Here is an 11,245-nt window from a genome sequence, read left to right as displayed (position 1 = left end):
GGGACGCACCCGCTAGAACGTGTAAGCGACGTTCAGGAAAACGTTGACGGGATTGAGTCGGAGCGTCGATGTGGAAACGATCTGCGTGCCGGTCGCGGTCTGTCCGTATAACGTGAGGTGGGTCTTCACCGGCATGTAGCCGACGGAAGCACCGACCGACCAGTGTTTGGTCATCGCGTAACTCGCGCCGAGCTCGAACACCGGGTTCCACGATGAACTGAGTGTCGCGCGCGCCGAGCCGCCCGGCCCGAAGCTGTCGGTGACGAACTGGCGATTGGTCGCCCGAACCTGGGTGAACCACGTGTAGTTGACGCCAAGTCCTACGTACGGACGGAATTTCGATTCGGCTGAAAACAGGTGATATCGAAGTTCGACGGCGGGCGGCATCGGCCTTGTCGTGCCGAGGGTTCCGTACTTCTGCAACGTCCCGTCACCGACAAGATTGACTGTCAGTGGCAGTCCGAACAGCATGGCGACACCAATGTTGTCGGTGACGTAGTACTCGGTGGTGATGCCCATCGTATCCGTCGAGCTGGCATGCGCCCCGGTACCACCCATTTGCTGATTCACCGTTACGCCGCCGACACTTTGCACGGTCAGGGGCGTCGCGTCGCCCTGGGGCGCGACGTGCAGCCATCCAACCGACGTAGTGATGCTTCCGGCCGTCTGCGCATCTGCGTTGTCGGCAAGTGCAGCCGTGCAGATGCAAACCATTGCACCTGCGAAACTCGTCGTTCGCCTCAATTTCATCTTGCGTCTCCTCTGTCTCGGTCCGATTAAATAACTACAGTTGCTTTGGATACCTTATTGATAGTGACAAGCCGCTCTCGGAATTTGTGTTGTCGCGGCTAGTCACGCGCCACCGTCACCGCAGATCTGTTGCTGCCGGACCGGACGACCGAAGGGGTTCCGCTGCGAACGAGATCGAAAACGCAAACGGAAAACGCCCCAGCACGAAGCGCGCGGCAGTCTCGAGCCCGGGATTGCTCAGCTCGACCGAGACCGACATTCCGCCGGAATCACTGGTCGAGACGTCGACTGATGCGCCGGGCGCTCCGCCCTGGTCCAATGCCGCGCGGAGTGCGTCACTCGTCTCGCGGCGCTTGAGTTCGGGTTTGAATATCTTGCCGACGCCGGTGAGCGGGATCGCCTCGACGATTCGGACGTGCTTCGGCAGGGCGGCGCGTTCAGCGATCTCCTGCTGCATGAACACTTCCAGATCGTGTTCGCTAGCCGTCATGCCCGGCTTGAGCTGAACATACGCGACCGGCAACTCGCCGGCATAGGCATCGGGGCGCCCGATCGCCGCTGCGATCTGGACTGCCGGGTGTCGATGCAGCGGTTCCTCGATCGTCGCCGGGTCGATATTGTGTCCGCCGCGGATGATCAACTCCTTCTTGCGGCCGGTCAGCCAGAAGTAACCGTCGATGTCGCAGCGGCCGAGGTCGCCCGTGTTGAGCCAGCGCTTGCCGTCGCCGAGATCGAGCCACAGGGCCTCGTTCTGGTCGGGACGCGTGTAGCCGGTGAACACGTTCGGCCCGGAGATGACGAGCAACCCCTCTTCGTTGGCTGCGCAGTCGCGCAGATACCGTCCCGCATCGTCCACGACGACCGCCTTCATCGCCTGGAAGGGGATGCGAAGCCCGATTGATCCCAGCCGACGCTCGCCGTTCGGCGGGTTGACGCTGCTCACGCACGTTCCTTCGGTCAGGCCGTAACCTTCGAGAATCCGGATGCCCGTTTTTTCCTGGAAGGACCTGAAGACGCCGACCGGCATCGGCGCGGCACCGCACAGGCCGTATTCGAGCGAGTCGATGACATGATCCTCGGAGGGAATGTCGAGCAGCGAAGCATAAAGCGTCGGGACGCCACTGAAGAAATTGATGTGGTGATGTTCGACGATTTCCCAGAAGCGTTTGACGACGCCGTCGCCCCGGTAACCCTGCGGTGTGCCGAGCACGACATGGGCACCGCGCGAGAATGGCAGGAGGCCGGTCACCATCGCGGCGTTGACGTGAAAGAGCGGCAAGCCGCAAAAAGTCGTTTTGCCGGGGCCGATACTGTCGCCGAAGAACCGGCCGGCGCTCCAGGCATTCGCCACTTCGTTGCCGTGACTGCGCATCGCGATTTTCGGCAACCCGGTGGTTCCACCGGTACAGAAGTAAGAGGACATGTCGCCGGGTCGGATGCGGCGCGCACTGTCGAGCGCCGTACCGGATTCCTGCGCGATTGCCGTACCGAAGTCGTGGATCTGGATGTGCGCAGGCACGGCGCTGCGCAAACCGCCAGCGCCGTACAACTGCGCACACGCGTCGTGCTGGAGCGTGCGTGCCGCCGACTGCGCCATGCCCCGCACGCGATCGGCCAGGTTGACCAGCACGAGATGCCGCAGCGGCTCGACCTCATGAAGGATGTCCGCGACTTTTTGCCAGAGATCGGTCCCGGGAAATGGCGCGAGCGTCACGAGCACGCTGGCGCCGGCGGCTTTGAGCAGCTGACCGATCGCTTCGCCTTCAAGCAGCGGATTGATCGCGCATACGATGCCGGTTGCCTGTCCGCCCCAGATCACGAAATGCGTTTCGGGCAGATTGGGCAGCACATAAGCGATCACCGACTGCGAATTCACACCGAGGCGCGCGAACATGTTGGCCGTGCGCGTGATGTCACGGACCAGCTCGCGATAGGTCCAGCACTCGGCGTCGCGGTGCGCGTCGGCGGTCATGAAAAAGGAGAGGGCGGGGGCGGACGGATCGATGGCCGCACCGGCGCAGATCATCTCGTACGTGCTGGCTGGAAGGTCCGGCGGAAGGCCCGGCGCTTCGATCGCCAGCACGTCGTCTTGGGTCGCGATGCCGTTCATGCTGCTTCGTCCACGATCTCGTTACGTTGCACGCCCAGGTCGATCGTTCCGTCGCGGCTCGCGATCCGGGCTTCGACGATGTCTCCGGCCTTCAGATACTGCGCTCGCCCCGCCTGCACCTTCATGAACATCTTCCATTTGACGGATTCGGGGAAAAGCGCGACGGCCCGCTGCTTGAGCGGCGACGGGATGCTGAGTGCGCAGCCGGCCGGCGTGCCGGTCGCGAGCAGGTCGCCGGCGTGAAGGTCGTGCACGCCCGACAACTCGGTCAACGTTTCCGCCGGACCGTAGACGAGGTTCGATGTCGAGTCCTGCTGGCGCACCGCGCCGTTGACGGTCAACGTCAGGTCGAGCGTCTTCAGCTTCGGGAAGTCATGCCGCTCGAGCAGGCACAGATAGGGGCCGACCGGGCCGAACGTCCGGAAGCTCTTGCCCTTGTAGAACTGCATCTGCGGGATCTGGACATCGCGCGCGGAATAGTCGTTGACGATCACGGTGCCGGCGACATAGTCGTGCAGGTTCGCGTCCGTGATCTGCCGATGAGACGTGATGTCGCGTTTGAGGATGAGGCCGAGCTCGATTTCGTAGTCGAGAAACCGGACGTGCCGGGGTTTCACGACTCGTGAGTCGGCGGCGACGATGCAACTCGTCGCCTTCGTGAAGATCATGTTGAATTTTTTCGCGTCCGGATCCATGCCGGATTCGATCATGTGCCGACGGTAATTCGCCCCCTGGCAAACGAACTGCTGGTTGGCGGTCACCGGTGGCAGCCACTCCACGTCCGACTCCGGAATCGTCGGTCCGTCGAGCGAGACGAGTCGTTCAACCGGATTCGCCGCGAGAAAGCTCGCGGTTGTCTCGAAGTCGCCGGGAATCGGCGTGACGGCGCCGTTGGCGACCACGCCCCATTGGGCGCGGCCATGATGCCGGAAGTGCAGGACATGCAGTGACATGAATGATCTCTCGTGAGTCGAATGGGCGGTTGGGGATCAGGCGAACAGCTTCGCCAGGGTCAGCAGCTTGCCGACCGTCAGATCGGGACTGCGGCGCAGGTTGCGGAACAGCGCCGCAAGGCTCGACGGCGTGAGCCGGGGCTTCGTGAAGCTGCGCGGCATCGTCGGGCCCCACTGCGCCATCGCTTCGCGGCTGACCGCGTGCACGCCCGTCGGCTCGTCGGCCGTGAACAGATCGCCGTCGCAATAGTGTTCGTGCTTGTCGCCCCACGGGTCCTGCCAATAGTCGAAGATCTGGCTGCCGAGAATGTGTCGGCCGATGCCCCACGCGTGTGCCCATCCGTTGTCGTGCAGCATGCGCTGGCCCATGCCGACGGCATCGGCGTCGACCAGTTCGTACGCGCTGTGGCTATAAGTCGGCACGAACCCCTGGGCGAGCGCGAGCGTATGGTGGTCGGCCGGCCGGTCGCCGAGATCGAGCCGCATGAAGGCAACCGCGGGTGAGCCGTCCGGCAGCACCTGGACATCGCTGGGGATGAACCCGAAATGTCGCGTGTACCACGCGCAGGTTTCCTGGTAGTCGGCGAGTTCGAGCACGACGTGTCCGAGCCGAATGACTTCAGGCGCGCTCGCCGGCGGCCGCTGCGTTTCGTTGATCCGCAACGGCGTGTCGACCGAGTTGAATGAAAGCGCGGCACGGTGCGGCAACGTGTCGGCCCGGGTCTGGCCGGCAATCGCGTCGACCCGAAAACCCGACGGATCGGCGAGCCGCACCCGGAGGCCGCCGCCTGGCCAATCCGATGCCTCGATCTCCGACGCGCCAGGGATTTTGGCGAGCGCCTCGAGATCGGCACGACTGTCGACCTGCAATCCGAAGCCTACGAAGCGGGCCTTCGGCGCGTGGCGAACGACATAACAGAAGTGTGCGCTGCCGGTTCCGCGCAGCAGCAATTGCGTGTCATCCCGCAGCACCGTTCGGAGACCGAAATCGTTGAGAAAGTGCTCTGCTTCGTCGAGATCGGGGCGATCGAAGATCAGATAGGCGAGCGCCGATGCCTTCGTTGTGGGGTGCGGGTGGCGAGCCGGTTGTGTGGTGGTCAGTTTCATGGCGGATGACAATCAGGCAGGTCGAATGACAATCGCGAAGGCGGGCGCCGTCGCATCGAGGGGCTTGCCGCGCAACGGCGGGCATGCAATCTCACCGTCGCAGGACATCACTGGCCGGACCATGAATGTCGCGAGGTCGCTCGTCGATTTCGCATGGGAGCGGCGCGCCTCGCCGCCGGCGCCGTGACTGGCCGAAAAATGGCCCGATGCGGCGCCGACCGGCGTGAATCCTGCGATCAATACGCCGAGCATCGATGGCAGCCCGCACTTCGGCGACGCGTGCGAGCTGTTGTGAATGGACGCGCTGGCGCCCGTGTGCATGTGTGTCTCCACCGTATCTCCATTCGTCGTTCGATCGGTTCTCGAGGCCGTGTTCTGCCGCCATTGATGACATTAAAATCATAGATGATGACTTTGTCAATGTAGACATTTGAATCTATACTTGGGCACGAACAAGGATCGAAAACGTCATGACGAATACACCGAGCCGCCGGACACCAAAGCGCTCCGCTCCGGAAGCATCCAGTCCCGCGGTCGCCGAAGAGCGCGAGCCGCGTGGCGCGCGCCGCAAGCGGGAGACCCGTGCCCGCCTGCTGGATGCCGCCCTCAGACTGATGGCCGAGAAGGGCATGGAAGGCGTTGCCATCAACGAAATCACCGAGGCCGCCGACGTCGGCTTCGGCTCGTTCTACAACCACTTCGAATCGAAGGAGGCGATCTACGCGACCCTCGTGGAATCGGTATTCGAGGAGTTCGCGGATTCGCTCGATCGCCTGGCCAGCGGCTTGTCCGACCCGGCGGAGATCATTTCCGTCTCGGTGCGACATACGCTGATGCGCGCGCGGCGCGAGCCGGTGTGGGGACACTTCCTGATACGCGAGGGCTTTTCGGCGCGCGTCCTGACGCTTGGCCTGGGTCAACGCCTGCTGCGGGACATGGAGCGCGGTATCGCCGAGAAACGCTTCGTGGTCGCCGACCCATTCGTCGGCTTCCTTTCGGTTGGCGGTACGGTGCTGACCGCGATTGCCGCCGAACTCAACTTCGTCGCTCCGGGCGCACCGGCTGCCGGTGTCCTGAAGGAACTCGGATTCAACGGAGAGCATTTTCCGGAACGCACGGCGGCGACGCTGCTGCATACGCTGGGGCTCAAGCGTGCGGAAGCCGAGAAGATCGCGAGCCGGCCGCTGCCCGTTGTGGATGCGGCCGAGACGGCGCAGTGACGTAATGGGGTGACGCAGGCGGCGGCCAAGCCACCCCGAGCGCTCGTGCGGTACCCGTCAGCTGACGGGGGCGATGCGACGCCTGCGCTGTTCAGCCGGCGCTTGTCGAAGTGGAATAGCGCGCGGCGATGTCGTGGGCGTCATTTCGGACGCAACCCACGCGGGCGTCGCATGAAAGACCGGCTTCGCGACTATCCCGCGAATACCGACGACTACCTCACACGCAGTTTCTTGCAGTGCCGGACGGTGACTACCGACGAGCGTATCGCTGTCTTTGGAGCGTTTTCCCGGATCTCGCCGTGGCAAGTAGGCGTTTGCCGGTCGTGCGCCTGGCGCGCGCTCCATCTCGCATCAATCAGGACCTGCGAACCTGGCGACGATTGGCATCGCCGAATCGAGATGGCAACACGCTATACAGGGAAGGTCCTCGTCGTGCCGGACACCATGCACGTCGATCGCGCTCGGCCGGTGCGTTACCAGGATTGAAGGCATACCGCGAAACTCGTCGCCGACGGCTGAGGCCCGGCGATCGTCATCGAGCATGACGCTTCGTGCCGGACCGAGCATTCCCGAAACGGTCAGATCGCGGGCTGCGCCTGGGCCTGCATCCGTGCCTGTCCGCGTTCGAGCAGTGATGCAACGGGCGTTTCAATCGGCGGCAATGCCGTTTCGACCAACTTTTCCGCCTCGAGGTGCCCGACGCCCAGTGCGCGCAGAATTGCTGCGACCACGGGCTCCGGAACGACGTTTTGCGGGCCTTCGTTGGTGATTCTGAGGATCGTCGCGAGTGAGGTTCCGGCGATCACGTCGAGTGCGGTTCCGACGCCGACATCGCTGAAACGTCCCAGCGCCAGCCCCTGTTCGATGTGGGGTGGCAGGAACACGTAAATCAGGCTGCTCGGCCCCGCCGAATGCAGGCCGGCCGCGCAAATGAAGCGCGCCAGCAGCGGATACGCGCGCGCGGCGTGCAGGAACATGCGCACACCGCACGCGATGCGCAGCGCCGGATCCCCATAGCCGTGGACTTCCGTTTCGATCAGGCGCAGCAACTCGTCGTTCAGCTCCTGCGTCACTGCCGCGAGCAGATCCTCGTTGGTGCGGAAGTACTTGTAGAACGTGCCCTGTGATACGTCCGCGGCCGCAATGACGTCCTGGATGACGCTTGCGCCGACGCCTTTTTCCGCGAACACCAGCATCGCACTTTCGATCAGCCGGGCACGCATGCGCTCGCGACGCTCTGCCGCCACACGGGTCCGATGGTCAACGGTCGTTTCATTCATGGCGGAATTATAAGGCGACGCAGCAGGCGCTCCGAGACGCTAGGTGAAAACGAGAATATTGTCATGATGACAACTATCTCATTATTAACACCAAGCAAGTTCGATCAACCGTCTGGAGCGACCACGCCGTGAATGCCCCGTCCATGACTCACGCAATGATTCAACGTACCGTTCGGGTCGGTGCGCGGACCATTTCCTTTACCGAAGCAGGCGAGGGTCCGGTGGTGCTCATGCTCCACGGCGGCGGCCCCGGCGCTTCCGGCATGTCCAATTACGCCCGCAATGTCGGCGCGCTCGCATGCGTCCACCGGGTCGTCGTGCCCGACATGCCGGGCTACGGCAAATCGACGAAGGGGCTGGATCGCGGCGATCCGTTCGGCGACCTGGCGGCGAGCATGCTCGGCATGCTCGATGCGTTGCGCATCGAGCGCGCGCACGTCCTCGGCAACTCGCTCGGCGGGGCATGTGCGTTACGCATGGCGATCGAGCGTCCGGCCGCGGTGGGACGCCTCGTGCTGATGGGGCCCGGCGGCGTGGACACGACGCGCGCATTGCCCACGCCCGGCCTCAAACGTCTGCTGAACTATTACAAGGGCGAAGGCCCGACACTGCAAAAGCTCGCGGCGTTCATCCGGGGCGACCTCGTCTACGACGGCAGCCTGGTATCCGATGCGACGCTCCAGGAGCGCTTTCAGTCCAGCATCGATCCGGAGGTCGTCGCCAGCCCGCCGTTGCTCGGGCCCAAAGGCATTCCGAATTTCAGGAATCTCGATTTCACGCGCGATCCGCGCCTGGCCGCCGTACAGAATCCGACGCTCGTGCTGTGGGGAACGGAGGACAAGGTCAATCGACCAAGCGGCGCACGCTCGCTGCAGCGGCGCATGCCGAACTGCGACGTGCACCTGTTCAGCAAGACCGGCCACTGGGTGCAGTGGGAGCGCGCCGACGAATTCAACGCGATGGTCGTGGCGTTTCTGGCCGAGGACCGCGTTGACGCGCGCGTCGTCCGCCGCGTCTGATCCGGAGCGCGTCGCCATGCCCACCATCGCCAGTTCGCCGGCCGCGCCCGACAGCTTGTTCGGTCGCGTGCATCTCGGCTATTTGCTGATCCAGTCCGTCCGCCTGGACGCATGGAGCACGTTCGTCACCGAGGGGCTCGGGCTGCATGCGGATCGTCCGCTACGCACGGTGCTCGCGTGTCGGATCGATGCGCACCAGCGCCGATTGATTATTCATGAGGGGCAAGCGGAAGACGTCGCCGCGATCGGCTGGCAACTGGCCGATGACGCGGCGTTGCAGCTCGTGCTCGCGCGGCTGTCCGTACTCGGCATCGATGTCCGGGAGGGCAGCGCGAACGAAGCCGCGCTGCGAGGCGTGCAGCGATTCTGGCACTTCACCGGACCGAAGCGGCTGCGCACGGAGCTGTTCACCGATGCGGTGCTGAGCGATTCGCCGTTGCAGATGAAGGCGAGCGGATTCGTGACCGGCGCATCCGGCCTGGGGCACGTCGCGATCACGACGCGTCGGCCGGAAGCGATGCAGGCGTTCTGGAAGAAGGTGTTCGACGCACGCCTGTCGGACGAGATCGAGGACAAGATCGACGGCCTGAATCTCGACTTCGCGTTTCTTCGACTGAACGAGCGCCACCATTCGCTTGCAACCGCGTCGACGCGCGGCATCCGTATGAATCCGCTGCGCACGCAGATCCACCACCTGAATCTTCAGTGCGTATCGCTGGACGACGTGACTCAGGCCTACTTGCGATGCCGGTCGATGGGATACCCGATCGCCAATGCGATCGGCCAGCATCCGAACGACCGCGAGCTGTCGTTCTACGTTCGGACACCGTCGGGCTTCGAGATCGAACTGGGCTGGAACCCGATCGTGGTGGACGAGCGCGCGTGGCGCACGACGACCTACCAGGGGATCAGCCTGTGGGGCCATCGCCCGGAGAACCTGACCTTGCGCGGCCGGCTGGGCCGTGCCCGGCGCGCGTTCGCATCGCTGCTGCATCCGGAATTCATCATCCAGGGAGACCAACCATGAACGCAGTGCATCAGGGCGATGCGTGCGACGTCGCGATCGTGGGGCTCGGACCGACCGGCCTCGTGCTTGCGCACCTGCTCGGCCAGGCTGGCCATCGCGTCGTGGTGCTCGAGCGCGAGCCGGTGTTTTACGGCAATGCCCGCGCTGTTTATACCGACGACGAATGCATGCGGATCTTCCAGCATCTGGCGGTAGCCGACGAATTGCAGGCACGGATGATGATGGAAACGCCGGTGCAGCTCGTGCGCCCCGACGGCACGCCGATCACGCAATACATGCCGCGCAAGCGGCCGCTCGGCTGGCCGATCATCAACTTCTTCTACCAGCCGTATCTCGAAACGACGCTGTCGGACACGCTGTCGCGCTATCCGAACGTCACGATCCGGCGCGGGCGCGAAGTCGTCGATTTCTCGCAGGACGCCGACGGCGTCGGCATCGTGCACCAGGCCACGCGTGAAGCGCGCTTCAGCGATGCGACGGATGCGCGCACGAGCATGAACAACGATCCCGACGTGCAGTCGTTGCGGGCGCGGTACATGGTCGGCGCGGACGGCGGGCGCAGCATCGTTCGCACGCGGCTCGGCATCGACATGGCCGGCAAGAGCTTTCCCGAGCCGTGGCTCGTCGTGGACATCGAGCGCAAGCCGGGTACCGACGCGCTGCGTCACCTGCCGTACTTCAATTTCGTCGTCGACCCGAAGCTGCCGGTCGTGAGCTGCGTTCAGCCCGACAAGTTCCACCGCTTCGAATTCATGCTGATGCCAGGTGAAACGAAAGAGAACATGGAACGGCCGGAGACGGTGCGCGCGTACCTGTCCCGGTTCGTCGATCCGGACCAGTTCGTCGTCAAGCGCAAGCTCGTCTATACGTTCAACGCGCTGATCGCGGCCAAATGGCGGGTCGGCCGCGTGCTGCTCGCGGGCGACGCGGCACACATGACGCCGCAGTTCATGGGGCAGGGGGCCAGTTCCGGTGTGCGCGATGCGTACAACCTCGGATGGAAGCTCGACCTCGTGCTGCGCGGCGCCGCCGGCGACGCACTGCTGGACACCTATCAGTCAGAGCGCCACGCGCACGCCAAGGCGATGATCGACGTGTCCGTGCTGCTCAAGAACGTCGTGTCCGTGCGCAATCCGCTGGGCACGCTCGTGCGCGACACCTCGCTCGCGGTCATCCGGATGATCCCTCCGCTCAAGCGCTGGTTCCAGGAGGGGGGCTTCAAGCCGGCGCCGGTCTATAAAAAGAACGCGTACGTCGGCTTGCCGCGGCGGCGCCGCAACGGCCCGGAGGGCGCGCTCGCCCCGCAACCCGACGTGCGCCGGTTCGACGGCGCGAGGCAACGGATGGACGACGTGCTCGGGCGCGGGTTTTCGCTCGTCGGCCTGAACGTCGATCCCGCACGGTATCTGGACGATGCGTCCGCCGAAGCGCTGCAGGCATTGTCGGTGCGGTACGTCACGCTCTATCCGTACGGCGGCCGCCCTCAAGGGCTCGAGGGCGTCGAACGCGACAACCGCCACGGCGGCACGACCGAGGTCGAGGACATCGACGGCAACATGATCGCGTGGTTCGCGAAGGCCGGGTTTCGCGACAAGGCCGTGGCGATCCTGCGGCCGGACCGGTTCGTATTCGCCGTCGTGCCCGTGACCGAACTCGATCGCACCGTGGCGCGCCTGCGCGACCAGCTCGGTGTGCCGAATACCCCCAGCGGCACCCGTGCAGCCACGCCGGCCGAGGCATCGTCGCTCGCCAGGGCCGCCTGAATTCCGACTCTCTCGT

10 protein-coding genes are annotated in these 11,245 nt (G+C 64.3%); 4 read left to right on the top strand and 6 right to left on the bottom strand.

The genetic code is table 11. The annotated features are described in order from the left end of the window. Nucleotides 1-12: 12 nt before the first annotated feature. The 5 genes from DID98_RS00470 to DID98_RS00450 all read right to left on the bottom strand — a co-directional run bounded on the left by DID98_RS00470 (nucleotide 13) and on the right by DID98_RS00450 (nucleotide 5,241). The gene (locus DID98_RS00470; RefSeq protein ID WP_124484823.1) at nucleotides 13-750 is read right to left on the bottom strand and encodes an OmpW family protein; all 738 of its coding nucleotides are present in this window, start codon (nucleotides 748-750) and stop codon (nucleotides 13-15) included. Between the two features lie 115 nt (nucleotides 751-865). Continuing rightward, nucleotides 866-2,860 (bottom strand): acyl-CoA synthetase, encoded by a 1,995-nt coding sequence (locus DID98_RS00465; protein ID WP_124484822.1) that lies wholly within the window; start codon nucleotides 2,858-2,860, stop codon nucleotides 866-868. Continuing rightward, nucleotides 2,857-3,813 (bottom strand): fumarylacetoacetate hydrolase family protein, encoded by a 957-nt coding sequence (locus DID98_RS00460; RefSeq protein WP_124570017.1) that lies wholly within the window; start codon nucleotides 3,811-3,813, stop codon nucleotides 2,857-2,859. The genes DID98_RS00465 and DID98_RS00460 overlap by 4 nt, the downstream gene beginning before the upstream one ends. A gap of 36 nt (nucleotides 3,814-3,849) precedes the next feature. Further along, on the bottom strand, nucleotides 3,850-4,920 hold the full coding sequence (locus DID98_RS00455; protein ID WP_124484820.1) for a VOC family protein: 1,071 nt from the start codon (nucleotides 4,918-4,920) through the stop codon (nucleotides 3,850-3,852). 12 nt (nucleotides 4,921-4,932) lie between these two features. Next, nucleotides 4,933-5,241, bottom strand: a complete 309-nt coding sequence (locus DID98_RS00450; protein ID WP_124519454.1) for a hypothetical protein — start codon at nucleotides 5,239-5,241, stop codon at nucleotides 4,933-4,935. A gap of 149 nt (nucleotides 5,242-5,390) precedes the next feature. On the opposite strand from DID98_RS00450, the gene DID98_RS00445 reads away from it, so the two are divergent. After that, nucleotides 5,391-6,140, top strand: coding sequence for a TetR/AcrR family transcriptional regulator (locus DID98_RS00445; RefSeq protein WP_124484818.1), 750 nt, complete (start codon nucleotides 5,391-5,393; stop codon nucleotides 6,138-6,140). A 578-nt stretch (nucleotides 6,141-6,718) separates the two neighbouring features. Here the strand turns inward: DID98_RS00445 and DID98_RS00435 are convergent. Further along, complete coding sequence (locus DID98_RS00435) at nucleotides 6,719-7,420, bottom strand: TetR/AcrR family transcriptional regulator (RefSeq protein ID WP_124519453.1); 702 nt, start codon at nucleotides 7,418-7,420, stop codon at nucleotides 6,719-6,721. 155 nt (nucleotides 7,421-7,575) lie between these two features. Between DID98_RS00435 and DID98_RS00430 the strand changes: the two genes are divergently transcribed. From DID98_RS00430 to DID98_RS00420, 3 genes are read left to right on the top strand one after another with little or no spacing between them, the layout of a single operon-like run. Continuing rightward, nucleotides 7,576-8,439, top strand: a complete 864-nt coding sequence (locus tag DID98_RS00430; RefSeq protein ID WP_124484816.1) for an alpha/beta fold hydrolase — start codon at nucleotides 7,576-7,578, stop codon at nucleotides 8,437-8,439. 16 nt (nucleotides 8,440-8,455) lie between these two features. Beyond that, on the top strand, nucleotides 8,456-9,466 hold the full coding sequence (locus tag DID98_RS00425) for a VOC family protein (RefSeq protein WP_124484815.1): 1,011 nt from the start codon (nucleotides 8,456-8,458) through the stop codon (nucleotides 9,464-9,466). After that, nucleotides 9,463-11,229, top strand: a complete 1,767-nt coding sequence (locus DID98_RS00420; protein ID WP_124570014.1) for a bifunctional 3-(3-hydroxy-phenyl)propionate/3-hydroxycinnamic acid hydroxylase — start codon at nucleotides 9,463-9,465, stop codon at nucleotides 11,227-11,229. The genes DID98_RS00425 and DID98_RS00420 overlap by 4 nt, the downstream gene beginning before the upstream one ends. Nucleotides 11,230-11,245: the final 16 nt, after the last annotated feature.

Source organism: Burkholderia sp. Bp8984 (assembly GCF_003853755.1).
In the GTDB taxonomy this organism is placed as follows: Bacteria; Pseudomonadota; Gammaproteobacteria; order Burkholderiales; family Burkholderiaceae; genus Burkholderia.
This window is presented reverse-complemented; position numbering and strand designations above follow the sequence as displayed.

Bases quoted from the DNA above. Each gene is read 5' to 3' on its own strand.
- DID98_RS00470 (WP_124484823.1), bottom strand. From the start codon at position 750: ATGAAATTGAGGCGAACGACGAGTTTCGCAGGTGCAATGGTTTGCATC.
- DID98_RS00465 (WP_124484822.1), bottom strand. From the start codon at position 2,860: ATGAACGGCATCGCGACCCAAGACGACGTGCTGGCGATCGAAGCGCCG.
- DID98_RS00460 (WP_124570017.1), bottom strand. From the start codon at position 3,813: ATGTCACTGCATGTCCTGCACTTCCGGCATCATGGCCGCGCCCAATGG.
- DID98_RS00455 (WP_124484820.1), bottom strand. From the start codon at position 4,920: ATGAAACTGACCACCACACAACCGGCTCGCCACCCGCACCCCACAACG.
- DID98_RS00450 (WP_124519454.1), bottom strand. From the start codon at position 5,241: ATGCACACGGGCGCCAGCGCGTCCATTCACAACAGCTCGCACGCGTCG.
- DID98_RS00445 (WP_124484818.1), top strand. From the start codon at position 5,391: ATGACGAATACACCGAGCCGCCGGACACCAAAGCGCTCCGCTCCGGAA.
- DID98_RS00435 (WP_124519453.1), bottom strand. From the start codon at position 7,420: ATGAATGAAACGACCGTTGACCATCGGACCCGTGTGGCGGCAGAGCGT.
- DID98_RS00430 (WP_124484816.1), top strand. From the start codon at position 7,576: ATGATTCAACGTACCGTTCGGGTCGGTGCGCGGACCATTTCCTTTACC.
- DID98_RS00425 (WP_124484815.1), top strand. From the start codon at position 8,456: ATGCCCACCATCGCCAGTTCGCCGGCCGCGCCCGACAGCTTGTTCGGT.
- DID98_RS00420 (WP_124570014.1), top strand. From the start codon at position 9,463: ATGAACGCAGTGCATCAGGGCGATGCGTGCGACGTCGCGATCGTGGGG.